This window comes from Vibrio orientalis CIP 102891 = ATCC 33934 (assembly GCF_000176235.1).
Classification (GTDB): domain Bacteria; phylum Pseudomonadota; class Gammaproteobacteria; order Enterobacterales; family Vibrionaceae; genus Vibrio; species Vibrio orientalis.
In genome coordinates, this window is record NZ_ACZV01000005.1 from 728,524 (window position 1) to 749,856 (window position 21,333).

Consider the following 21,333-nt stretch of genomic DNA (forward strand, 5'->3'; position numbering starts at 1 on the left):
GTTAGCGTTGTTCACACCTTAATTTGGCGTTAGTTTGCTCCGAAAAACCTAGAATTCAGTATTAAAGGAGAGTGCATATGGAAGAGTCCGTTTTGACATTTTTTCGAATGTTAGGTTCCTTATTAAAGACAATTGTTCAGTTAATCATTATTGAGCGTATTGGTTACGGTGTAGGTTGGGTAGTATCGAAAGCGGTTACATTCGGGAGTTTCCCATCTTCAGAGGTAACGGAATCAGAACGTGGAAAAGTCAGCTATATTGGGCTTGCAAGTATAGCTTTAGTTCTTCTAGGAATCGCTGTGTTCAATGGTATGTAGCGCCAGTTTGGTTACGCAACTAACAATAAATTTAAGAGTGATTCACAACGCTTGGCGCTCTCACTTCAAGTCGGTTTAGTGTTTATGGCACAATGCTTTAGGTAAGGTGTTAGCGTTGTTCACACCTTAATTTGGCGTTATGTTTACTTTTATTTCAATGGCTTAAATATCTTAGGCTCTATTTCTTTGTCCCTTTGGCAATTCGTCCCTAGTAGACTCAGCAAATCAGCATTGTCGTCCTAAGTTCTTGAATCTCTCAGCCCGTAAAACATGCCAATATTCGAGGGTTGCTTCATTATCAGGTCGAGCTGGCTAAGTTTATGTTCCTCTTGCTTTAAGCCGCTTTGAGGTTCTTTGCCAATTAGGATCCTACCTTGGCAGTAGTCTCGGCAAATTGCCACTGTCTTTCGCTTTGCTTGGAGAGAAAGGGTGCTAGTTGAAGCTTGGTCGGGTTGCCTCATTGGGCAGGGAAGTGTTCATACTTGTTTTAGGTTGGTCGCCTTTGGTGGTCAAGCTTGTATCTGCCTTGTGGTTTAGTTCAGAAAAATAGCCTAAATCATCAGTTCTTTCTCAAGTAAGTCAGTCACTTGTGGTAAAACATAACAAACTGCTCAAGAGGGATTCGCAACGCGTGGCATTTTTACTATGCGTTGAATTTAGTGATTAAGGTGGTATGCGGCGGCTTCGGTATTGCGTTGCTCACCCCTTAGCAGGGCGTTATGCGTCAGGAGGAAGAGTTGGATAATCAGTTTAAAGATTTAGCAAAGGAACATCCGGAAGCCGGTAGCAAACTAGGAATTGCACTCTCTACCTTAAGTCAGGTTCCTATTAATGGTATGAGAGTCGCTCCCGAAAATGGTACTAATGGCTGGTATATCTGGTGCGGTGAAGATTTATCTTCAAACTCAGACTTCTTTGACTCGCTACATGTTGAGCATATAGTTAAATACCTACCTTAAGTGCAAGCTTATCTTGGTTTGCCTCCTGGCTACCGCTTCCTAATAGATAACAATGGCTGCGAAGATATCTGGTATGACAGCAGCTTGTTGGAAGGAAACGCATAACAAATTGTTCAAGAGGGATTCGCAACGCGTGGCATTTTTACTATGCGTTGGTTTTAGTGATTAAGGTGGTATGCGGCGGCTTTGGTATTGCGTTGCTCACCCCTTAACAAGGCGTTATAAGGCTCGAAAATAAAAGGAACTTTCGTGGAAATTAGAGTAGGGCAACTAAGCGATGTTGCAGCTATTACAGACATCTTCAATTTTTACATTGAGCACACTAATGCTCGTTTTGAAGAATGCGCATTTATGCAAGATAATCGTCTAAATTGGTTCTCTCAGTTTTCAAGCAATAGTAAGCATCAACTTTTCGTTGCTACCGAAAATGGGGAGTTGCTAGGTTTTGCATGTTCCCAACTATATAGGGACATTTCAGCATTTGAAGATACGGTAGAAGTGACAGTGTACCTTGCTTCAACAGCAAAAGGTAAAGGAGTTGGTTCAAAACTATATTCCAAACTGTTCTCATCAATTTCTGATTACGGAGTCCACAGGGTGTTGTCAGGTATCGCATTACCTAATGACGCTTCAGTTGCTCTACATAAACGTTTTGGTTTTAGAGAAATTGGCGTATTTAATGAATATGCAAAGAAAAATGGTCAGTACATCAGCTCGGTTTGGTTGGAAAAGGCGCTTGACTAAACGTCCGCCTTATAACAAGCGTTTAAGGCAGATTCCCAACGCTTGGCGGCTCCAGTTCAAAGTCTAGTTTAAGTGTTTATGGCACAATGGTTTAGGTCAGGTGGTGGCGTTGCTCACTACTTAACGCGGCGTTATGTTGCTACAGAAAAAAGGACAGTTTAATGAAGAAAAACCTTGTGGTTGGTTGCACATTGCTAGGTGTAGTCGCGCTATTTTTCGTCGGGAAACGGAGTGGAGAGGAACTGTCATTAGCAGCTTGTGATCTGACTGAAAAGGTCGAAACTCCAGTTCATTTCTTTACGGATGACGCTATAAGCGAGTCAAAAATCAATGAATTCATCGACTACTCTAATCTTGTACTTGAAAACTCATGTGTGCCGATGCAGCGAACATTGTCCGGCATTACTAGGATTGATCTTGCAGGTTTCGAAGACGGCGGTAGTGGTAAGTTGCATCATCAGTTAGCGCAAGCTGTGGGCGACTCGGTGTTAGAACCACTGCAACGTGAGGGGAGTTACTATGTACTAGTTCTTCCTAAAGAACACCCATTTTCACAGGACGGAAGTGCCGGTACTGCTCATGTGAACTTTAGTCGTAGTTTTCTGGTTTTATCATCTGATGCAGAAGTACATGTACTCGAACATGAACTAGGTCACTTGGCCTGGGCGTGGCACAACGATACTCCAGAGTACTGGCTTAAAGGTCAACTGCTGTCAGAAAACCATAAGTTCATAAAGCCCTATGCATTTGGCGCTTTGTGTCGTGAAGCGGGGACAGTTATGACGTATGCAGAAAAAGTGTTACCAGTGTATTCCTCACCAGACATTGAATATTATGGGAAAGCCTGTGGTGATGAAGAACAGGCAGACAATGCACGACACATGCGAGAGTTTGCTCAGTCGTTAACCTTAAACACCGCAACATAACAATAAATTTAAGCAGATTCGTAACGCTCGGCATTTTTGCTTTGAATTAGCTCCGGTGTTTACGGCACAATGGTTTAGGTAGGTGGTAGCGTTACTCACTACTTAATTTGGCGTTAGCCATCAGGGAGGAATTTGTGCATCGAAGACTTTTGATTAGAAAAGCCCCAAAGTGGAGAGTTTTGACTCTTCAACTGAGTTCAATACTTTTCTATGCTGTAGTTTTAACCGTAGGGTTAAACACTTTGATTTTAAATGAATTTGCGTATGGATATTTGTTGCTAGCTTTAATCTTAGGTTCATATTTTCTATTTGCGTTTTACGTAAATACACGCGGGCTGTTTCAGCCTGACTATGAACTAAATGATTTGGGTATTAAAACAGGACAGTTTAGGAATAGAGAATATGGTGACATAGTTCCATGGAGCTATATCGAAGTTATGAAATTAAAGCGGTACCCAGGGTGCTATGTATACTACGTAGTAGTTAAATTGAGAAAGCCGCTGAAGATGAAATTTATGTTCACTCATCAGGCTGAATCGGAACTAGAGTTAAATATATTAGCGCAGTCTCCATCTGCACAGTATCTATATGATGAATTGTCATTATTTAGACAGAAAGTCGAGACATCTGTTCAAGATGGCTAACAATCAATTTAAGAGGGATTCACAACGCTTGGCATTTTTGCTTCTACTTCAATTTTAGTGTTTATGGCACAATGCTTTAGGGTTGGGTGAAGGCGTTGTTCACCCCTTAATTGGGCGTTATACCGCCGTGTGAGGGCGGTATTAGAAATCTAAGCGCAGCACTTCTTGTATTTCTTGCCGCTACCGCAACAACAAGGGTCGTTTCTGTTTGGTTTCTTTTCAAATACCGTTGGTGTTGCCTTGTTCAGGAGCGTATCTAGTTCGATAGTGTTTTCTTCTTGGCTCCCATCAACAGTGATGTTTGCGAAAATCGAATGCTCTTGAGTAATGGCTTCGACTTCTTGTTTACGTACTTCTGTCGGAACAACGATATTGATCGGTGCTTCTTCTGTACCAGCTTTAACATCGCGATTAACGTTGTAGCCTGACAGTACGTGATTTTGTCGAGTTTCGATTCGACCTTTAAAAAACAGCTTAGACATGCTGATACTCTTTACTTGGTATGTAAGAAAATGAGCAGGGATTATACGTATCGTATTAAAATGATAAAGCTCTAATTGGTTAAAAAAAGCGGTATAACAAGCAATTTAAGAGGGATTCACAACGCTTGGTGCCCTCACTTCAAGCCAGTTTAGTGTTTATGGCACAATGCTTTAGGTTTGGGTGGTGGCGTTGTTCACCCCTTAATTGGGCGTTAGCGCGCATAAACTTCACGCTAAACAAGGTTGCAATATGAAAGAAGTTAGATGGTTTTTCCTTTCGTTTTTATTTATACCGATGGTGTCATTCTCTTCAAGCCAAACTGAACAGGAACAAATGGCTGCCTTAAATAAGCTCTTCGAAGGTTTAGAAACTTATACTGATATTGAAGAATCTGTCACATCTAGATATGCGTCAATATACCATTCATTAATCAAAGAAAAACTTGGTGAGTTGAATTTAAACAAAGACTTAGATTGTCGCGCTGAAATATCGTTATCATCGCTTGGTGTTATTGAGCATGTGGAAATAAGTAATAAAAATGTGCTTTGTCAGACAGTCTTCAATGCCGTATGGGAAATTGGTTCATTTCCGTTGCCAGTTGATGTTAATGAGGCAGATAAGTTAAGAAAGTTGAGTATTATCATTAAACCGTGAGGAGCGCACTAACAAACAATTTAAGCAGATTCGCAACGCTTGGCATTTTTAGTTTGAATCAGCTGTAGTGATTACGGCACAATGTTCAGGTTAAGTGGCAGCGCTGCTCACTACTTAATTGGGCGTTATGTTTCCGAGTACCCCACGTTTAGTAGACACTTTACTAAGTTAGATCTAGGGTCTAATTGAGAGGTGATTTATGGCTAAACATCGTAATCCAGCGTACACCGAAGAGTTCCGTAAAGAAGCAGTTCGCTTGGCCAGTCTTCCTGGCCGAACAGCAGTCTCCGTTGCCAAGGAGCTGGGCATCAGTGCCCAACAGATCCGGAACTGGAAGCGCCAGTTCACACGCCTATCTGATAAACAGTTTAACACCTTAGACGGTATCGATTACTCGAAGAAAGAGTCCGAAGAGCTTCGAGCGCTAAGGCGCGAGAACAAGCGACTCAAAGATGAAATGGAATTCCTAAAAAAGGTCTCGGCGTACTTCGCGAAGCAGCAAGAGTGAAGTACGAGTTCATTGAAAACTATGTCGGTGAGTATTCCATTAGCTTAATGTGCCGCACCTTAGAAGTGAGTCGGGGCGGCTATTATAAGTGGTGCCATCATACGCCGAGTGAGCGTTCAAAGCGGCGAGAGCGCTTTGAACAGCTCGTCATGTGTACCTTTGCCCAATATCGGGCACGCTACGGTTCAGTGCGAATAGCAGAAGAGCTAAACGAAGCAGGCTATGCCTGCTGCGTGAATTATGTGGCTGATATCATGAGGGAAAAAGGTATCAGGGCACGTAATGGTAAAGGGTTTAAATACAGCAAGGATGTGGCTGCTATGACGAATGTTGCCGACAATTTACTGCGAAGAGACTTTGAGTCTGAGACGCCAAATCAGAAGTGGGTTACGGACATCACGTATATCTGGGTGAAGAGCCGTTGGCTCTTCTTGGCGACAGTGATGGACCTGCATTCAAGGCGCATCGTGGGTTGGTCGCTAGGGACAACTATGACCGTCGAGCTCATCACCAATGCGCTAAAAATGGCGTTTGAGTCACGTAAGCCGCCTAAGGGCGTCATTATCCACTCAGACCGTGGTGTACAATACAGAGCATATAAATATCAAGACTTCATGCGCAAGCATGGAGGTGTACCGAGCATGAGTCGACAGGGCAACTGTTGGGATAATGCTGTGATGGAGTCGTTCTACAGTCGACTGAAAGTCGAACTGATATACGCAGAAGACTACCAAACTCTCGAAGAAACCCGAATGGGCATCTTCGAATACATCGAGGTATTTTACAATCGCAGAAGAAGACACTCAGCGTTGGGGCATGTCAGCCCAGTTGAGTACGAAAGTATGTAGTTATGTACTGTCTACTTTTTGTGGGGTACACCAGTTTATTTTTAGACAAGGAGGTTAATTTGATTATGAGAGCTATTGTTATTAGTGTCTTGGCCACCGCCTTAGCTGGATGTGCAGCTAAAGGTCCGAGCGCAGAGCTTCAGTTGAGCAATGAGTGCTATCAAAGTACTGTTGACGAAAGGGTAGCTAGATTTACTGATAATTTTACTACTGATGATCTGAATGACTTAACTTCTGCTTTAAAGCGGCACTATTTAAAAGTGTCTCATGCAATGCTTCTAAAGCAGCGAGCGAATGATATATCCGATCCGCTTGGTGGCATTCCGGCGTCCTTTGAATTAGAAACAGCCCAAGAAAGTGTTATTGGTAGCCTTAAACCAATCTACATGATTCTTAACCGTAGTTCGGTTCCACAATTTGTATCTACTCAAGTACAGCAACAAATGAAAGACGGTTTGGCTATCTGCTATGGTGAATCATAAGCATAACAATAAATTTAAGCAGATTCGTAACGCTTGGCACTTTTGGTTTGTATCAGCTTTAGTGTTTACGGCACAATGCTTTAGGTAAGTGGTAGCGTTGCTCACTACTTAATTTGGCGTTATGCAGCTACTTGAAATTCCCGAAAAATAATAGATGTATTGAAAGAGAAGTAACATGTACAAGAAACTATTTATCCTTAGTCTACCCGTTCTATTGGCAGCATGTGCTGCGCCAAAATATACAGCGGAAGCAATCTCGCAAGAGAACCAGAGTAAAGAAATTACTATCGTGAAAGATGACGCGACACGAGAAATTTTCTTAGATTCAATGCAAGAGTGGTGTTTGGATACTGCTCATAAATGTACTGTTGTAAGTGATGGAACTTCCCCGAAAAGCTCGGAACTTACACTTACTTACGTATCACGTTGGAGCTGGGACTTCAGAACGTTTATCGCAGATGCCAAAGTTAAAGCGTATAGAAATAGTGAGAAAGTTGGTGAAGTTGAGTTCAAGGCACCAAATAGTGCAAATTCAGATAAGTGGGGAGACGACAGCAAACGAATCATCGCAATGATGGATTTGTTGTTTGGGAAGCAGACTGTAAGTGAGGCTCAGTCCAAAATAAAGTCAGGTGAAATGTAGCGGCATAACAATAAATTCAAGTAGATTCGCAACGCTTGGCACTTTCAGTTTGAATCGGTTTCAGTGTTTACGGCACAATGGTTTAGGTAGGTGGTAGCGTTGCTCACTACTTAATTTGGCGTTATATGGTTGAATGAACTGCTCATTCGTAGCTGTTCTGACACATTCTTGTTTTTGTTAGGGCTATAGGTTGAAGTAATGATGATACAAGTAGATAAAATAGAAGATATTAAATCAATTTTAAGAAATGCTGCTCAAAATGAGTCAACAGTGGCTTATTCGAGAATCTACCAAGTTTTCGATGAAGGGACAGACTCTTCAATTGTTTGGGAGACGTTCGAAGAGGCATGTGGTCAATTAGCTGATTCAAGAGTTGCGATTTACGGTGCTCTCCTAGCGACTAAAGCAACCGGTTTACCTCAAAATGGATTTTTTGATGTATTCATGAATATGCGCAACGAAGAGTATATTCATATAACTCGTGGTGAAGTATCAACTTCAAGTGCTATACCATTTGAAATGAGAGAGGCTATCGTTGCTTTAGAGAGGGAACGAGTATATGCACATTGTATTTCTTGATGCTAATCAACCATATAACAAGAAATTTAAGAGTGATTCACAACGCTTGGCGCTTTCACTTCAAGCCAGTTTAGTGTTTATGGCACAATGCTTTAGGTTTGGGTGGTAGCGTTGTTCACACCTTAATTTGGCGTTATGTTTACTTTTATTTCAAAGGCTTAAAGGTCTTAGGCTCTAGTTCTTTGTCCCTCTAGCAATTCGTTCCGAGTAGACTCAGCAAATCCGTATTGTCGGCCTAAGTTCTTGAATCTCTCAGCCCGTAAAACATGTCAATGTTCGCGGGTTGCTTCATTGTCAGGTCGTGGCGGCCGGTTTCATGTTTAACTGGCTTAAGGTCGCTTTCAGGTTCTTGGCCAATCAGCATTTCGGCTTGGCAGTTGCCTCGGCAATTTTTCATTGTCTTACGCTTTGGTTGGAAAGAAAGGGCACTCGTTGTCAGTTGGTCGGGTTGCCTCATTGGGCAGGGAAGTGGAATTACACGTTTTAGGTTGGTCGCCTTTGTCGGTCAAGTTGGTTTCAGCCTTGTGGTTTGCTTCAGAAAAAACAGTCAGAAATAGCAGTTCTTTCTCAAGAAAATCATACATTTGTGGTGAAACATAACAAACAATTCAACAGTGATTCGCAACGCTTGGCGCTTTCACTTCAGGTTGAGTTTAGTGTTTACGGCGCAGTGTTCAAGTTCAGTGTCTGCGTTGCTCACACGTTAATTGGGCGTTATGCAGCAGGGAGAAAAAATGGACAAAATCTATAATGAATTGTTTTCCCAATCTTTTCCTAGCGACGAGCAGTTAGTTGAGTTTGCACTAAAGCGTCACGGATATTGTATGGATAATGGCTACTACGGTGTTACTTATCCGGATGACTTAGATGAATACGAGCGTGAAGTTGAAGGACAATGCATTCCAGAGGGTATGCTTAGAATCAACTATTGGGACGGTTCTGAAAACGAGTCGCTTGTGAGTGAACGAGATTATCTTTCTGCGCTAAAAAACTATTTAACGCGAAAGGGCAATAAAGAACTAGCGCGTTGTTTGACTGCAGCATAACCAGGCGTTTAAGAGGGATTCACAACGCTTGGCATTTTTGGTTCGAATCAACATAAGTGTTTATGGCAGAATAGGTTTAGGTTAGGTGGTGCGTTGTTCACCCCTTAACGCAGCGTTATGTTTACTTGTAATTCAAAGGCTTAAAGGTCTTAGGCTCTAGTTCTTTGTTCCTTTGGCAATTCGTCCCTAGTAGACTCAGCAAATCCGCATTGTCGGCCTAAGTTCTGGAATCACTCAGCCCGTAAAACATGCCAATATTCATGGGTTGCTTCATTGTCAGGTCGTGGTGGTCGGTTTCAGGTTTAACTGGCTCAAAGTCGCTTTTAGGTTCTTAGTCAATTAGCATTTCAGCTTGGCAGTTGCCTCGGCAATTTGCCATTGTTTTGCGCTTTGGTTGGAAAGAAAGGGCGCTTGTTGCTCCTTGGTCGCGTTGCCTCATTGGGCAGGGAAGTGGAATTACTGGTTTTGGGTTGGTCGTTTTTGGCGGCCAAGTTGGTTCTTACCTTGTGGTTTAGTTCTGAAAATTGGTCAGAAATCGCAGTTCTTTCTCAATTAAATCATGTGTTTGTGGTAAAACATAACAAACAATTCAACAGTGATTCGCAACGCTTGGCGCTTTCACTTCAGGTTGAGTTTAGTGTTTACGGCGCAGTGGTTTAGTTGAGTGGCAGCGCTGCTCACACGTTAATTGGGCGTTATGTACTTTGGAGAAAATATGGAAGTTGTTACTACTGAAAAACACGTCTCAGAATATCCCAATCCGTTTTATTTGAAGCAAGGTGACAAAGTAGCTCTAGGTACAATTGACGACGAGTTTCCCAACTGGATCTTTATAACCAGTCTCGAAGGGGAGCAGGGTTGGGCTCCAGTTCAATATATCGAGAAGATTGTAGGAAGCTCTGAAGGTATCTTGCTTGAAGACTATGACAATGTTGAGCTTAATACTGTCATTGGCGAAAAACTGTCAGTGCTATTCGAACTCAACGAGTGGTATCGAGTTTCGAGGTCAACGGGTGAAATTGGTTGGGTACCAGTGCGCTCGGTACAACGTACATAACAATAAATTTAAGAGTGATTCACAACGCTTGGCGCTTTCACTTCAAGCCAGTTTAGTGTTTATGGCACAATGCTTTAGGTTTGGGTGGTTGCGTTGTTCACACCTTAATTTGGCGTTATGTGATAAGGAAAGTATGTCGTATAAAATTGAAGATTGGCGAAATCGCTATTCAGAGCGTTCTGACCTTTCGACTGGGTTAGTCCATTTAACTCGAGCAACGGATAATGCATCTGTTGCAGCCCTAATGTTTAAAATTTTAACAGAGCAATCCTTGAAAGGTAGCTCCACTGAACAAGGCTTTATTGTTGGTAAAGACACCGCTGTTTGTTTTCAGGATGCTCCTTTGAGTTCAGTTTGCCAGAATACTTGGTTTGAGCAAAAGTTGAGAGCTAGTGGGCATACGAAAAAAACAAGGTATCACCCTTGTGGTTTCATGTTTCCGAAACAAAAGGTGTACACAAGTGGCGGTCGTCCTGTGATATACGATAAAACAGCTGAAGCTAAGAAGTATTTACCAAAATCAGAATGGTGGCGTATCGTAAATTTTGATCTTTCAAATCCGAATTTTATCATTGACTGGACACATTAGCGTGAGTGGCGAGTAAAAGGTGATTTTGAGTTTTCTATTGATGAAGTAACTCTTCTTTTTACTAAAAGCACAACGTATAAAGCGTTCATTGACCTATGTGATAAAAACGACAGACCTTTCTACAAGGAAGTCGCGGGTGTTATCAATATGCAAAATATACTGTTCTAGAAATTATCACATAACAAGCAATTTAAGAGGGATTCCAACGCTTGGCACTTTTGCTTCTACTTCAAATTTAGTGTTTATGACACAATGCTTTAGGTTTTGGTGGTGGCGTTGTTCACCCCTTAATTGGGCGTTAGCCTATTTTATAATGTACGGATTATTATGAAAAAATATTTAATGCTTTTTATCTTAACACTGACTGGGTGTAGCACTTCCCACTATGAGGAAAATAACAAAACGATAGAGCTAAGTAGAGAGTACTTTATAGGCAAATGGAGTTGTGTTCCCAAACAAAGTGACCCTCTAAACTTATTCTCAGACATGAAACTTTATCGAGTGTATGAGGAAAGTGGAGTACTTAACATTGAAGTGAGCTTTGAGGTGCATACTAATGAAATGGAAGTACCTCTGACAGTGAACGCCAAAACTGATGGGGTTTGGATGCGAGATCCTTTCATCACTGATATAACGGAGTTTCATCATAAGTTTTCGGTTGAAACAAATAACGACGTAATTTCAAAACAACTTACGCAAGTGATGAAAGATCAAAGTATCCTGCATGAAATGATATATGTTTCTGTAGAGCCGCAAAGTGATAGCGCAATGATTGTAAGGTTACCTAGTGATATACAAGATTGCGCAAAGGTTGACTCAACACAATAGGCTAACAATAAATTTAAGCAGATTCGCAACGCTTGGCACTTTTGGTTTGAATTGACTTAAGTGTCTACGGCGCAATGCTTTAGGTAGGTGGCAGCGTTACTCACTACTTAATTTGGCGTTATAAGGCTGCATCAAACTAAGGATGGTAAAATGTTGTCACGAGATAAAACAGGGCTTATCGTTGTTGATGTGCAGGGTAAGCTTGCACGCTTAGTCTATGATAGTGAAACACTTGTTTCTAATTGCTCGAAATTGATAGTCGGGGCTAGAGCCCTAGGTTTGCCCATAGTTCTGCTTGAACAAAACCCTGAGAAGTTGGGTGAGACAGTAGAGGAACTGAGAGTTCCCCTTGGTGAAGTCAATCCGATAACAAAGTTTACTTTCAATGCTTGTGAGTCTCCCGATTTCCTAGCAACAATCAAAGATATGGATGTAGATACTTGGCTAGTTTGTGGTATTGAGGCGCATATATGTGTGTACCAAACGGCAAAAGGATTGGTCGAATTAGGCTTCAATGTTGAACTGGTTAATGACTGTGTTTCCTCTCGTACGCTATCAAATGTCCAATTAGGTATTAATCGGCTGAAGGAAAGTGGTGTAGGAATCTCGGGGTTAGAAATGTGTCTCTACGAACTTGTCAAAGACTGTAGGGCAGCTGAATTTAAGCAGGTGCTAAGTCTAATTCGTTAGAACTCGCCTTATAACAATAAATTTAAGAGTGATTCACAACGCTTGGCGCTCTCACTTCAAGTAAGTTTAGTGTTTATGGCACAATGGTTTAGGTAAGGTGGTTAGCGTTGTTCACACCTTAATTTGGCGTTATGTAACCCATGGAGTTTAGGAGTCTTTTAGTGCGGAAGTGTGTTGGAAATAGAATAATATGGCCTCATAAGTACTTAACTTGGCAGTCCCAAATGATATGTGTACTAACTTTAGTTTCAATCGTCATTGGGCGTGGCATATATCAGGTTGTAAATCATAGTACTTTATATCCTGGGCTATTTGTGTCTCTTTATATGAGTGCAGTCATCGCATGTTATCTATATGACAAAGGTCTACCAATAGGGTCTGTAATAGTTGATTTTGAGCCAAACGACCTCACCAAGCAGTACAGTAGATTGGCTATAACTTCATTATCATCTGTGATCTATACAGTATGCATACTGAAAGGTGTAAGTTAGATTGTACCGAAGAAAATGAAGCGCGATTACATAACAAGGCGTTTAAGACGGATTCCCAACGCATGGTGTTTTCGGCTTACTTTGGGTTAAGTGTTTATGTCACAATGGTTTAGGCAGGGTGGTAGCGTTGCTCACCACTTAACGCGGCGTTATGTCTTCGGCGGAAATTACCAGCAAGGGAGAATAAGATTGATGTTTAAAGTCAAACTGATTGTTATCTCATTAATGTTAGTCTGGGTAATGATAAATAAGATTTCCCTAGGCGTTAGTAACGAAGTTGTAGAACCAGCTAAAGCGATCTCAGGCAATTGTGTTAAAACTTTAAAAACAGGTACATTATTAAAGCTAAAGGTTAAAACTGAAGCTGAAATTGTTCCTACAACGATTGGAGCAATTGGGCTCACTTGCGAAGTTTTATTACAGAAAATCATCTCAAAAGATGAGCTTATGGTTAAGTATAAAAGATTTGAATCAGGGGACATCGATTCCCTAAAAGTTAGTATTACAGAAGGCCGTACATATTGGGGCTTTAACGGTGAAGAAAACACTAGCGACTAATTCAGAACATTTGTATTGAAGACATAACAATAAATTTAAGAGTGATTCACAACGCTTGCCGCCCTTACTTCAAGTAAGTTTAGTGTTTATGGCACAATGGTTTAGCTAAGGTGTTAGCGTTGTTCACACCTTAATTTGGCGTTATGTTTACTTGTATTTCAAAGGCTTAAATATCTTAGGCTCTAGTTCTTTGTCCTTCTGGCAGTTCGTCCCTAGTAGACTCAGCAAATCCGTATTGTCGGTCTAACTTCTTGAATTTCTCAGCCCGTAAAACATGCCTATGTTCGCGGGTTGCTTCATTGTTAGGTCTTGGCGGTTGGCTTCTTGTTTAACTGGCTCAAAGTCGCTTTTAGGTTCTTAGTCAATTAGCATTTCTGCTTGGCAGTTGCCTCGGCAATTCAGCTTTGTTTTGCGCTTTGGTTGGAAAGTCAGGGCGCTTGTTGGTGCTTAGTCGGGTTGCCTCATTGGGCAGGGAAGTGGAATTACTGGTTTTAAGTTGGTCGCCTTTGACGGCCAAGTTGGTTCTATCCTTGTGGTTTGCTTCAGAAAAGTAGTCAGAAATAGCAGTTCTTTCTCAAGAAAATCATGTATTTGTGGTAAACATAACAATAAATTTAAGAGTGATTCACAACGCTCGGCGCTTTCACTTCAAGCAAGTTTAGTGTTTATGGCACAATGCTTTAGGTCGGGTGGTTAGCGTTGTTCACACCTTAATTTGGCGTTAGCTTACAACGAAGAAAAGGTTGATTATGTATGCTTAGAAAATTCATTCTGGCTCTGTCGTTAGTTCCTACATTGTTATTTTCGCAAACTAAGCCTATCGATATTACGGCTTCCGATTGGCTTAGCTTAATAGACAATCAACACTACAGTGAAAGTTGGGATAGTGCTGGTGGTTTGTTTCGTTCACAAATATCAAAAGATGAGTGGGCTGAAGCGGTAGGCTCTGCGCGTACAAAGCTCGGAAATCTTGAATCACGTAGTGTAGTAACCACAAAGCCGGTGAAATCTTTACCGAATATACCTGACGGCGAGTACGTTGTAGTTCAATATCAAACGATATTTTCAGGGAAGAAGTCGACAGAAACCTTAACTCTTTCTAAAAACAAAACTGGTTGGGTTGTTATTGGTTATTTCATCAACTAGTTCGGCCAGTAAGCTAACAAGCTCGGAAATCTTGAATCACGTAGTGTAGTAACCACAAAGCCGGTGAAATCTTTACCGAATATACCTGACGGCGAGTACGTTGTAGTTCAATATCAAACGATATTTTCAGGGAAGAAGTCGACAGAAACCTTAACTCTTTCTAAAAACAAAACTGGTTGGGTTGTTATTGGTTATTTCATCAACTAGTTCGGCCAGTAAGCTAACAATAAATTTAAGAGTGATTCACAACGCTCGGCGCTCTCACTTCAAGTAAGTTTAGTGTTTATGGCACAATGGTTTAGGGAAGGTGGTAGCGTTGTTCACACCTTAATTTGGCGTTATGTTTACTTGTAATTCAAAGGTTTAACGGTCTTAGGCTTTAGTTCTTTGTCCCTCTTGCAATTCGTCCCTAGTAGACTCAGCAAATCCGCATTGTCGGCCTAAGTTCTTGAATCTCTCAGCCCGTAAAACATGCCAAAGTTCGTGGGTTGCTTCATTGTCAGGTCGTGGCGGTTGGGCTCCTGTTTAACTGGCTTAAAGTCGCTTTTAGGTTCTTAGCCAATTAGCACTTCGGCTTGGCAGTTGCCTCGGCAATTTGCCATTGTCTTGCGCTTTGGTTGGAAAGATAGGGCGCTTGTTGTTACTTAGTCGGGTTGCCTCATTGGGCAGGGAAGTGGAATTACTCGTTTCTGGTTGGTCGCCTTTGGTGGCCAAGTCGGTTCTTGCCTTGTGGCTTAGCTCAGAAAACTGGTCTGAAATAGCAGTTCTTTCTCAAGTAAATCATGTATTTGTGGTAAAACATAACAAACAATTCAACAGTGATTCGCAACGCTTGGCGCTCTCACTTCGGGTTGCATTTAGTGTTTACGGTGCAGTGGTTAAGTCCAGTGGCTGCGTTGCTCACACGTTAATTGGGCGTTAGTTGCCTACGAGGAAATAGAGGCTTAAATGAATAAAATTACAAATAAGAAAATAGAAAACTATAGTAAGTACCTCAAAGAGAAAAGTCGCCCGCCTAGTCGTGGGGGGAATACAAATGCTCTACATGCCCATTATTTAGTTGTAGACGGAGAAAGTTACAGTTTTCTAGCCCTTGGTTCACAGCAATGGGTGTTTAAAACCGACTTAGTTTCATTCGAATATGAAATTAAAGGTACATACAAAAATATACTTGTCGATACGTTGAAAACAGTGGACAAGAACGGCAATGAGGTAGTGCGTGGGAATCGTGGCTTTAAGCGCCAACTGAGAACTGCTGATGCTCGTATGCCGGTGAGTCGTCGTGAGATGAACAGCTTTAAATAGGTCGGCAACTAACAAGCAATTTAAGAGGGATTCACAACGCTTGGCATTTTTGCTTCTACTTCAAATTTAGCGTTTATGGCACAATGCTTTAGGTTGGGTGGTAGCGTTGTTCACCCCTTAATTGGGCGTTAGCTATCTTCTCAAGTTTGGGCACAAAGTCGAATGTATTAAGTAAGAATACGAACTTACTTAGTGCTTTTGGTATTCTTAGAATTGTCGTTTTCCATGCGTGCGTTAATCTCATTGGAGGCAGTATGAATATTAGGTTTTGTGAAAAGTGCGAGAGAGAAACTGAACATACAGAGGCAATTAAGCAGAAACCCTCAAAATATGGCAAGTCAAAAAAAGAACAGTTCAAAGCGTTTCTAGACGGTTTCTTCAGTGGATCAGCGGCTTCTTTGCCAGGAGGAGCATCATTGGAGTTAACAGACAGGTACGTAGTTTGTCTTAAATGTGGCAAACAAACACTAGAAAATCACGGCACAGAATTTCAATAGCTCTCCTCTGTAGACAGAAAGCTAACAAGCAATTTAAGAGGGATTCACAACGCTTGGCACTTTTGCTTCTACTTCAAATTTAGTGTTTATGGCACAATGCTTTAGGTGTTGCTGGTAGCGTTGTTCACCCCTTAATTGGGCGTTATGAGCTTCCAAGAATTAGAAGGAAAATATGGCAGTTTTAGAAATTCTGACGGCACCAGACCCAAGGCTTAAGGTCAAAGCGGAAAAGGTGCAAGATCTTTCGACGGTACAAACATTAATAGACGATATGTTGGAAACGTTATATGCGACTGACAATGGTATCGGTTTGGCGTCAACTCAAGTTGGTCGTAAAGAGGCCGTTGTTATTATCGACCTTTCAGAAAGTCGAGATGAACCGTTAATTTTGGTTAACCCTGAAGTGGTTAGTGGTTCGGATAAAGCATTGGGTCAAGAAGGTTGTTTATCCGTTCCTGATTATTATGCAGACGTAGAGCGTTTTACTTCAGTTGTTGTGTCTGCTTTAGATCGCGAAGGTAAGCCAATTACCATCGAAAGTGATGAGTTTCTAGCTATCGTAATGCAGCACGAAATAGATCATTTGTCGGGTAACTTGTTTATTGACTACCTTTCACCACTTAAGCGTAAAATGGCTATGAAAAAGGTTAAAAAGTACGTTAAAGCGCACTCTTAACCCCGCTCATAACAATAAATTTAAGAGTGATTCACAACGCTTGGCGCTCTCACTTCAAGTAAGCTTAATGTTTATGGCACAATGCTTTAGGTAAGGTGTTAGCGTTGTTCACACCTTAATTTGGCGTTATACGCTTTTGAGGAAATAATCCAATATGAACAAGGTAGTATTCAGAAATTGCGATGAAAATAGTGAGTATTGGGTTGCTCTAGAGAAGCTGTTTCAAACGGAATGGTCTGACTTTCAGTTTGTAGATACCTATAAACTAGAATCTAACCTTCCACCGGTAATTGTTGCTCTCAGAGAGAACCAAGTTATTGGTGGTCTCGCTTATTCGCGCTTTAAAGAACCTCATGGTGACTCAGAAGTTATTTGGCTTAACGCAGTCTTTGTATCCAATGAGTGGCGTGGTCAAGGTATTGCGAGTGAACTGATCAATCGAGGTGTTAGGCAGGTATCAGCAACAACTCAAAGTAACCTGTATGCTTACACAAACGTACCATCGTTGTATGAGTCTTTAGATTGGTTAGCGGTTGACATTGAAAGTGAGCTAAATCATAAGGTTATGAAAGTTCCGTTGTAGTGTCAGCACGCGTATAACAAGCAATTTAAGAGGGATTCACAACGCTTGGCGCCCTCACTTCAAGTCAGTTTAGCGTTTATGGCACAATGCTTTAGGTTTGGGTGGCGGCGTTGTTCACCCCTTAATTGGGCGTTATACCAATTTGATGATTCGTCCAATTCAAATACTTGTATCGTAGCTAGATTGGGATTCCTATATACTCTCTTGTTTCAAAGGAAAACCGTTATGGAAATGATCATTGTTGCTTCTGAACAGCAAAAGCGCTTAATCATGATTTTTAGTCGTACAACAGCGAAGCAGCCAGACAAAGCACTTATCAAAGACTTAGATTCATATAAAATAAATTCTTCCGTATATCCTGCATTTAAGGCAGCATCCGATCTTCGAGTGGAGCGCATCCGACTACCTTTTGGTGACGATAAAAATAGCGCACTTGATGGCGGTGATTTTCTCTATCGTTATTTAGCAAAAGGCTATATCTGTCTAGGCGATTTTGTCGGTCAACCTAAGCCTGATTTGTCCCCGTGGGGCGTTCGTTCGGTGCGTAAGCAACCAAAAATCGGGTTTGGCTTATAGAGTTGAAATGCTAGAAATCGCGTGGGAATAAATTGGTATAACAATAAATTTAAGAGTGATTCACAACGTTTGGCGCCCTTACTTCAAGTCAGTTTAGTGTTTATGGCACAATGCTTTAGGTAAGGTGTTAGCGTTGTTCACACCTTAATTTGGCGTTAGTTGCCCAGTCGACATAATCAGTCTGTTGGGAATTTTTGTTTTTGGTGTAGTACACGCATAATTCGAATGATGTCGCCTTCAACCCAGTAGGAAACGATCATCGAAATCTCAGGAATAATGAGCAATCGCCCTCTAATTCCGTCTCGTTGGACTCCCATTTGAGGTTGTTCTAAAAGGTTCTCAACTTTTGCTTCGATGATTTCATCTGTTTTATCAGCAGCTTCGGGGTTGAAGTCATAAAGAAACTCAAAGATCTTTTCACGATCGTTAAGAGACTCTTCTTCCCACAAAATCATAATTTGCCTCGGTTACGTATTTTAGCTTTGCGCTCGGCCATACGAGATTTGGCTGATTCGTGGTCAACAAAAGCGGCTTTTCCCGAGTCAAACTTCTCAAAAGCTAAGTTTACTTGTTCAGTTAACCATGCATCGTGAGATAAAGTCTTTCTCTGTTGGTCGGCCAGTTGCTCAGTCAGTTCGCGACAAGCATCACTTAGTGTTCTGCCTTGGCTTTCAGCCATTTGTTGGGCTAGTCGCTTCGTTTCTTCATCAACACGAAATTGAATTCTAGTGTCCATGATGCACTCCATATCTTGTGTGTGTACAAATGTTAGCACTAGGTTTGAAGTTGGGCAACTAACAATAAATTTAAGCAGATTCGCAACGCTTGGCACTTTTGGTTTGAATCGGCTTTAGTGTTTACGGCACAATGGTTTAGGTTTGGTGGTAGCGTTGCTCACTACTTAATTTGGCGTTATATTCCTAAGGTGATAAATATGAAAAATATCGATGAATTTGGTCAGTTGATATCTAAAGGTTTACGAGACCAAGCCTTGGGAAGGTGCGAGGATATCATAGAACGAAAAGTGAAATCTCAAGAATGTCTAGAAATCAACGACAGTTTAGCTAGCTTAACGGATGAGCAAATCTCCGTCGTAAAACGGCTAGTAACTAGCTGCGTTGATACTGGTATTCATGATTTTCTTTATACTCTTGATGAGACACAAGACGAACTGTCTGTATCAATAAATGGCGAAGATATAGTCAAAGAGTCAGATGGGTTAAATGGTGAGTTGTTCTCTGACAATGGTTGGTTTGCTAAATACAGCAAATATGGTGAGTCCGGAATATAACAATCAATTTAAGAGGGATTCACAACGCTTGGCACTTTCGCTTCTACTTCAAATTTAGTGTTTACGGTACAATGCGTTAAGTTGGGTGGAGGCGTTGTTCACCCCTTAATTGGGCGTTATACGCGTTGGTCTACACTTCACTTTAACAAAGGAGTGTACGATGCAAGAACAAGAAGAGATTAGGGCCACATTAGAAGATTATGCCAAAGCATATTGTGCCAAGGATATAGATGCTTTGATGTCTGTGTTTGACCCTAGCGGCAACATATCAGTTATTGGGACTGGTGGGGATGAATTGTGCTCAGGAGCACCCGCTGTGAGGGAGTTGTTTCAGAGGAACTTTGCAGAGGCAACGGCTAGTAAGTTTGAATGGGGTTGGTCTGATATTGTCATCTCAAGTGGGAGTGCAGTGGTTTCACAGTGTTTAACTATTTACTTGAACACGGAAGACGGGGAAATCAGTGTCCCTGTGCGTTGGACAGTCGCTCTTAAGAAAGTAGAGCGCTGGGTCTGGATACATAGGCATGCGTCAACGGCGTCAGGCTCACAGGAAAAAGGGCAAGCATACCCAACCCGGTGAAAACGCGTATAACAATAAATTTAAGCAGATTCGCAACGCTTGGCATTTTCGATTTGAATCAACTTTAGTGTTTACGGCACAATGGTTTAGGTCAGGTGGTGGCGTTGCTCACTACTTAATTTGGCGTTATGTTTTAGGAGACTTATGAGTATTTTCAAGTATTTAGGTATCAGTGCAGCGGAAGCATATTTAAAGTATCAAACTATCCGTTTTAATACCCCAGATGCGTATAATGATCCCTATGAAATGCAGGTTCGTTTTAAGTCGAAAGTTGAAATCGAAGCTAGTTATAAGCAAATTAATTTCCACCTTCATGGTAATTCAGGTTGTATTGACCAGTATTTAATTGTGGACGACAGTAAGCATCCATTTTCACTGGACACATCAGTTTATGAAGACATATGTGGGAAAGTGGGGATGTCTTGTTTTAGTGAGTCAGAATCAAAAATACCCGATAATGTATTGATGTGGGCTCATTATGCGGAGTCACATCGTGGATTAGCAATAAAACTAAAAGAAGGTTCCTTTATTAGCTCTATTTTAAATAAGGTTAATTACGTCACCTCGACGCCAATGTTGGACGCATCTATATTGTCTGAGTCTAGTTTTTTTGTAAGTGATTTGTACTTTAAGTCAACAGATTGGGAGTACGAACAAGAGCGGCGGTTAGCTATCCCACTCAGCGAATGTGATACATTGGACAACAAGGACATATATGGTTTCCCGATCCATATTCATGATTTACCTGTAAAAGACGTTGAGATGATTTTCCTTGGCTCAAATGCATCAAGTGAATTGTTGAAACTTGGCTACGAATTCCATCAAAAGTTTGGAATTCCGGTTATCAAACAAAAGGCTCGCTCTGATAGGTTTGGTTTTATGGCAACTGCTTCATTTGGACCCTCTTTGCAGGAGTGTATAGAGTTAAATAACCATTATGGCATTAAATAAAACATAACAAGCAATTTAAGAGGGATTCACAACGCTTGGCACTTTCACTTCAAGCCAGTTTAGTGTTTATGGCACAATGCTTTAGGTTGGGTGGAGGCGTTGTTCACCCCTTAATTGGGCGTTATGTTTTAATGGAATTTCAATGGCTTAAATGCCTTTGAGTCGTTCTTTGCCCCTTTGGTTATTCGTTGGGAGTAGACTCCGCAAATCACTATTATCGCCTAGTTCTCAAACCACTTAGCCCGTAAAACATGCCAAGGTTCGCGGGTTGCTTCATTCAAGTTTTCGGGTGGTTTGGGCGTCTTGTTTCTCTGGCTCAAAGTCGCTTTGGGCATATTTCCCAATTAGCTAATAACCTTGGCAGTTGAGTCGGCAAATCGCCATTGTTCTGCGCTGCTTTTGCTAAGAAAGGGCGCTTGTTGAAAGCGTATTGAGTTGCCTCATTAGCAGGGAAGTGGACTTACTCGTTTTTAGTTTTGGCGCGTCTGCCGGTCAAGTAAGTTCGAGCTTGTGATTTGGTTCAGAAAACTAGGTCTGCATCTCAGTTCTTTACCAAGTAAATCAACGAATTGTGCTAAAACATAACAAGCAATTCAAGCTGATTCGCAACGCTCGGCACTTTCGGTTTCAACTTGTTTGGTGATTACGGTGCAGTGTTTTAGTAAAGTGGCAGCGTTGCTCA

General features: G+C 41.4%; 30 protein-coding genes and 2 pseudogenes. 28 read left to right on the top strand and 4 right to left on the bottom strand.

Going from position 1 to position 21,333, the window contains the following annotated elements; genetic code table 11:
* Positions 1-77 precede the first annotated feature (77 nt).
* From VIA_RS14010 to VIA_RS14030, 4 genes and pseudogenes are all read left to right on the top strand, one after another.
* Complete coding sequence (locus VIA_RS14010; RefSeq protein ID WP_004418400.1) at positions 78-317, top strand: hypothetical protein; 240 nt, start codon at positions 78-80, stop codon at positions 315-317.
* A gap of 719 nt (positions 318-1,036) precedes the next feature.
* Positions 1,037-1,381: pseudogene (locus tag VIA_RS14020) on the top strand (immunity protein Imm33 domain-containing protein).
* A 144-nt stretch (positions 1,382-1,525) separates the two neighbouring features.
* A complete protein-coding gene (locus VIA_RS14025; RefSeq protein ID WP_004418405.1) occupies positions 1,526-2,020 on the top strand; it encodes a GNAT family N-acetyltransferase in 495 nt (164 codons plus the stop codon).
* Positions 2,021-2,181: 161 nt separating this feature from the next.
* A complete protein-coding gene (locus VIA_RS14030; RefSeq protein ID WP_004413655.1) occupies positions 2,182-2,946 on the top strand; it encodes a hypothetical protein in 765 nt (254 codons plus the stop codon).
* A gap of 793 nt (positions 2,947-3,739) precedes the next feature.
* On the opposite strand, the gene VIA_RS14040 is transcribed toward VIA_RS14030, so the two are convergent.
* Positions 3,740-4,072: a PBPRA1643 family SWIM/SEC-C metal-binding motif protein gene (locus VIA_RS14040; protein WP_004413657.1), complete on the bottom strand. Its 333-nt coding sequence runs from the start codon at positions 4,070-4,072 to the stop codon at positions 3,740-3,742.
* Positions 4,073-4,322: 250 nt separating this feature from the next.
* On the opposite strand from VIA_RS14040, the gene VIA_RS14045 reads away from it, so the two are divergent.
* The 6 genes from VIA_RS14045 (at position 4,323) to VIA_RS14070 (ending at position 7,787) form a co-directional block, all read left to right on the top strand.
* On the top strand, positions 4,323-4,727 hold the full coding sequence (locus VIA_RS14045) for a cell envelope integrity TolA family protein (protein WP_038211647.1): 405 nt from the start codon (positions 4,323-4,325) through the stop codon (positions 4,725-4,727).
* A gap of 199 nt (positions 4,728-4,926) precedes the next feature.
* Positions 4,927-5,235 (top strand): transposase, encoded by a 309-nt coding sequence (locus VIA_RS14050; protein ID WP_004413658.1) that lies wholly within the window; start codon positions 4,927-4,929, stop codon positions 5,233-5,235.
* Entirely contained in the window at positions 5,232-6,083 is an 852-nt protein-coding gene (locus VIA_RS14055; protein ID WP_004413659.1) for an IS3 family transposase, read from the top strand. Before VIA_RS14050 ends, VIA_RS14055 begins: the two co-directional genes overlap by 4 nt.
* Positions 6,084-6,148: 65 nt before the next feature.
* Positions 6,149-6,565 carry a hypothetical protein gene (locus tag VIA_RS14060; protein ID WP_004418429.1) on the top strand — a complete coding sequence of 139 codons (417 nt, stop codon included), beginning with the start codon at positions 6,149-6,151 and terminating at the stop codon, positions 6,563-6,565.
* A 175-nt stretch (positions 6,566-6,740) separates the two neighbouring features.
* Complete coding sequence (locus VIA_RS14065) at positions 6,741-7,208, top strand: Sbal_3080 family lipoprotein (protein ID WP_004413661.1); 468 nt, start codon at positions 6,741-6,743, stop codon at positions 7,206-7,208.
* A 198-nt stretch (positions 7,209-7,406) separates the two neighbouring features.
* Positions 7,407-7,787, top strand: a complete 381-nt coding sequence (locus VIA_RS14070; RefSeq protein WP_004418426.1) for a hypothetical protein — start codon at positions 7,407-7,409, stop codon at positions 7,785-7,787.
* A gap of 235 nt (positions 7,788-8,022) precedes the next feature.
* Here VIA_RS14070 and VIA_RS22400 read toward each other — a convergent pair whose 3' ends face one another.
* Positions 8,023-8,184, bottom strand: a complete 162-nt coding sequence (locus VIA_RS22400) for a hypothetical protein (protein ID WP_004413662.1) — start codon at positions 8,182-8,184, stop codon at positions 8,023-8,025.
* 337 nt (positions 8,185-8,521) lie between these two features.
* Here VIA_RS22400 and VIA_RS14080 point away from each other — a divergent pair, with 337 nt between their 5' ends.
* The 15 genes and pseudogenes from VIA_RS14080 to VIA_RS14145 all read left to right on the top strand — a co-directional run bounded on the left by VIA_RS14080 (position 8,522) and on the right by VIA_RS14145 (position 17,829).
* On the top strand, positions 8,522-8,833 hold the full coding sequence (locus VIA_RS14080) for a hypothetical protein (RefSeq protein WP_004418423.1): 312 nt from the start codon (positions 8,522-8,524) through the stop codon (positions 8,831-8,833).
* A gap of 450 nt (positions 8,834-9,283) precedes the next feature.
* The gene (locus VIA_RS22265) at positions 9,284-9,493 is read left to right on the top strand and encodes a hypothetical protein (RefSeq protein WP_050778708.1); all 210 of its coding nucleotides are present in this window, start codon (positions 9,284-9,286) and stop codon (positions 9,491-9,493) included.
* 55 nt (positions 9,494-9,548) lie between these two features.
* Positions 9,549-9,890 carry an SH3 domain-containing protein gene (locus VIA_RS14090; protein WP_004413666.1) on the top strand — a complete coding sequence of 114 codons (342 nt, stop codon included), beginning with the start codon at positions 9,549-9,551 and terminating at the stop codon, positions 9,888-9,890.
* Between the two features lie 133 nt (positions 9,891-10,023).
* Positions 10,024-10,479: a hypothetical protein gene (locus tag VIA_RS14095; RefSeq protein ID WP_004418421.1), complete on the top strand. Its 456-nt coding sequence runs from the start codon at positions 10,024-10,026 to the stop codon at positions 10,477-10,479.
* Between the two features lie 327 nt (positions 10,480-10,806).
* Positions 10,807-11,307: a hypothetical protein gene (locus tag VIA_RS14100; protein WP_050778702.1), complete on the top strand. Its 501-nt coding sequence runs from the start codon at positions 10,807-10,809 to the stop codon at positions 11,305-11,307.
* Between the two features lie 150 nt (positions 11,308-11,457).
* A complete protein-coding gene (locus tag VIA_RS14105; protein WP_004413668.1) occupies positions 11,458-11,997 on the top strand; it encodes an isochorismatase family protein in 540 nt (179 codons plus the stop codon).
* A 587-nt stretch (positions 11,998-12,584) separates the two neighbouring features.
* Entirely contained in the window at positions 12,585-13,046 is a 462-nt protein-coding gene (locus VIA_RS14110) for a hypothetical protein (RefSeq protein WP_235801315.1), read from the top strand.
* 753 nt (positions 13,047-13,799) lie between these two features.
* The gene (locus VIA_RS14115; RefSeq protein ID WP_004413671.1) at positions 13,800-14,192 is read left to right on the top strand and encodes a DUF4019 domain-containing protein; all 393 of its coding nucleotides are present in this window, start codon (positions 13,800-13,802) and stop codon (positions 14,190-14,192) included.
* A gap of 30 nt (positions 14,193-14,222) precedes the next feature.
* Positions 14,223-14,399: pseudogene (locus VIA_RS21850) on the top strand (DUF4019 domain-containing protein); the annotation flags it as partial.
* A 466-nt stretch (positions 14,400-14,865) separates the two neighbouring features.
* On the top strand, positions 14,866-15,114 hold the full coding sequence (locus tag VIA_RS22270; RefSeq protein ID WP_050778703.1) for a hypothetical protein: 249 nt from the start codon (positions 14,866-14,868) through the stop codon (positions 15,112-15,114).
* 26 nt (positions 15,115-15,140) lie between these two features.
* The gene (locus VIA_RS14125) at positions 15,141-15,497 is read left to right on the top strand and encodes a hypothetical protein (RefSeq protein ID WP_004418207.1); all 357 of its coding nucleotides are present in this window, start codon (positions 15,141-15,143) and stop codon (positions 15,495-15,497) included.
* Positions 15,498-15,751: 254 nt separating this feature from the next.
* Positions 15,752-15,994 (top strand): hypothetical protein, encoded by a 243-nt coding sequence (locus VIA_RS14130; protein WP_004418208.1) that lies wholly within the window; start codon positions 15,752-15,754, stop codon positions 15,992-15,994.
* A gap of 172 nt (positions 15,995-16,166) precedes the next feature.
* Positions 16,167-16,670 (top strand): peptide deformylase, encoded by a 504-nt coding sequence (gene def / locus VIA_RS14135; protein WP_004413674.1) that lies wholly within the window; start codon positions 16,167-16,169, stop codon positions 16,668-16,670.
* A 154-nt stretch (positions 16,671-16,824) separates the two neighbouring features.
* On the top strand, positions 16,825-17,253 hold the full coding sequence (locus VIA_RS14140) for a GNAT family N-acetyltransferase (RefSeq protein WP_004413675.1): 429 nt from the start codon (positions 16,825-16,827) through the stop codon (positions 17,251-17,253).
* A 225-nt stretch (positions 17,254-17,478) separates the two neighbouring features.
* Positions 17,479-17,829, top strand: coding sequence for a hypothetical protein (locus VIA_RS14145; protein ID WP_004413676.1), 351 nt, complete (start codon positions 17,479-17,481; stop codon positions 17,827-17,829).
* A 176-nt stretch (positions 17,830-18,005) separates the two neighbouring features.
* Here the strand turns inward: VIA_RS14145 and VIA_RS14150 are convergent, their stop codons facing one another.
* Together VIA_RS14150 and VIA_RS14155 are read right to left on the bottom strand one after the other, a co-directional pair.
* Positions 18,006-18,284 carry a type II toxin-antitoxin system RelE/ParE family toxin gene (locus VIA_RS14150; protein ID WP_004413677.1) on the bottom strand — a complete coding sequence of 93 codons (279 nt, stop codon included), beginning with the start codon at positions 18,282-18,284 and terminating at the stop codon, positions 18,006-18,008.
* A complete protein-coding gene (locus tag VIA_RS14155; protein ID WP_004413678.1) occupies positions 18,281-18,565 on the bottom strand; it encodes a type II toxin-antitoxin system RelB/DinJ family antitoxin in 285 nt (94 codons plus the stop codon). The genes VIA_RS14150 and VIA_RS14155 overlap by 4 nt, the downstream gene beginning before the upstream one ends.
* 198 nt (positions 18,566-18,763) lie before the next feature.
* On the opposite strand from VIA_RS14155, the gene VIA_RS14160 reads away from it, so the two are divergent.
* From VIA_RS14160 to VIA_RS14170, 3 genes are all read left to right on the top strand, one after another.
* Entirely contained in the window at positions 18,764-19,120 is a 357-nt protein-coding gene (locus VIA_RS14160; protein WP_004413679.1) for a DUF6547 family protein, read from the top strand.
* 160 nt (positions 19,121-19,280) lie between these two features.
* Positions 19,281-19,700, top strand: coding sequence for a nuclear transport factor 2 family protein (locus VIA_RS14165; protein WP_004418210.1), 420 nt, complete (start codon positions 19,281-19,283; stop codon positions 19,698-19,700).
* Between the two features lie 144 nt (positions 19,701-19,844).
* On the top strand, positions 19,845-20,651 hold the full coding sequence (locus tag VIA_RS14170; protein WP_004413680.1) for a DUF2971 domain-containing protein: 807 nt from the start codon (positions 19,845-19,847) through the stop codon (positions 20,649-20,651).
* The last annotated feature ends 682 nt before the right edge of the window (positions 20,652-21,333 follow it).

Coding starts and splice junctions, on each gene's coding strand:
- VIA_RS14045 (WP_038211647.1), top strand. CDS start 4,323: ATGAAAGAAGTTAGATGGTTTTTCCTTTCGTTTTTATTTATACCGATG.
- def (WP_004413674.1), top strand. CDS start 16,167: ATGGCAGTTTTAGAAATTCTGACGGCACCAGACCCAAGGCTTAAGGTC.
- VIA_RS14030 (WP_004413655.1), top strand. CDS start 2,182: ATGAAGAAAAACCTTGTGGTTGGTTGCACATTGCTAGGTGTAGTCGCG.
- VIA_RS14165 (WP_004418210.1), top strand. CDS start 19,281: ATGCAAGAACAAGAAGAGATTAGGGCCACATTAGAAGATTATGCCAAA.
- VIA_RS14095 (WP_004418421.1), top strand. CDS start 10,024: ATGTCGTATAAAATTGAAGATTGGCGAAATCGCTATTCAGAGCGTTCT.
- VIA_RS14125 (WP_004418207.1), top strand. CDS start 15,141: ATGAATAAAATTACAAATAAGAAAATAGAAAACTATAGTAAGTACCTC.
- VIA_RS14115 (WP_004413671.1), top strand. CDS start 13,800: ATGCTTAGAAAATTCATTCTGGCTCTGTCGTTAGTTCCTACATTGTTA.
- VIA_RS14160 (WP_004413679.1), top strand. CDS start 18,764: ATGAAAAATATCGATGAATTTGGTCAGTTGATATCTAAAGGTTTACGA.
- VIA_RS14140 (WP_004413675.1), top strand. CDS start 16,825: ATGAACAAGGTAGTATTCAGAAATTGCGATGAAAATAGTGAGTATTGG.
- VIA_RS14100 (WP_050778702.1), top strand. CDS start 10,807: ATGAAAAAATATTTAATGCTTTTTATCTTAACACTGACTGGGTGTAGC.
- VIA_RS14060 (WP_004418429.1), top strand. CDS start 6,149: ATGAGAGCTATTGTTATTAGTGTCTTGGCCACCGCCTTAGCTGGATGT.
- VIA_RS14145 (WP_004413676.1), top strand. CDS start 17,479: ATGGAAATGATCATTGTTGCTTCTGAACAGCAAAAGCGCTTAATCATG.
- VIA_RS14130 (WP_004418208.1), top strand. CDS start 15,752: ATGAATATTAGGTTTTGTGAAAAGTGCGAGAGAGAAACTGAACATACA.
- VIA_RS14150 (WP_004413677.1), bottom strand. CDS start 18,284: ATGATTTTGTGGGAAGAAGAGTCTCTTAACGATCGTGAAAAGATCTTT.
- VIA_RS14050 (WP_004413658.1), top strand. CDS start 4,927: ATGGCTAAACATCGTAATCCAGCGTACACCGAAGAGTTCCGTAAAGAA.
- VIA_RS14080 (WP_004418423.1), top strand. CDS start 8,522: ATGGACAAAATCTATAATGAATTGTTTTCCCAATCTTTTCCTAGCGAC.
- VIA_RS14110 (WP_235801315.1), top strand. CDS start 12,585: ATGTCACAATGGTTTAGGCAGGGTGGTAGCGTTGCTCACCACTTAACG.
- VIA_RS14010 (WP_004418400.1), top strand. CDS start 78: ATGGAAGAGTCCGTTTTGACATTTTTTCGAATGTTAGGTTCCTTATTA.
- VIA_RS22400 (WP_004413662.1), bottom strand. CDS start 8,184: ATGAAAAATTGCCGAGGCAACTGCCAAGCCGAAATGCTGATTGGCCAA.
- VIA_RS14065 (WP_004413661.1), top strand. CDS start 6,741: ATGTACAAGAAACTATTTATCCTTAGTCTACCCGTTCTATTGGCAGCA.
- VIA_RS14070 (WP_004418426.1), top strand. CDS start 7,407: ATGATGATACAAGTAGATAAAATAGAAGATATTAAATCAATTTTAAGA.
- VIA_RS14170 (WP_004413680.1), top strand. CDS start 19,845: ATGAGTATTTTCAAGTATTTAGGTATCAGTGCAGCGGAAGCATATTTA.
- VIA_RS14090 (WP_004413666.1), top strand. CDS start 9,549: ATGGAAGTTGTTACTACTGAAAAACACGTCTCAGAATATCCCAATCCG.
- VIA_RS14040 (WP_004413657.1), bottom strand. CDS start 4,072: ATGTCTAAGCTGTTTTTTAAAGGTCGAATCGAAACTCGACAAAATCAC.
- VIA_RS14155 (WP_004413678.1), bottom strand. CDS start 18,565: ATGGACACTAGAATTCAATTTCGTGTTGATGAAGAAACGAAGCGACTA.
- VIA_RS14105 (WP_004413668.1), top strand. CDS start 11,458: ATGTTGTCACGAGATAAAACAGGGCTTATCGTTGTTGATGTGCAGGGT.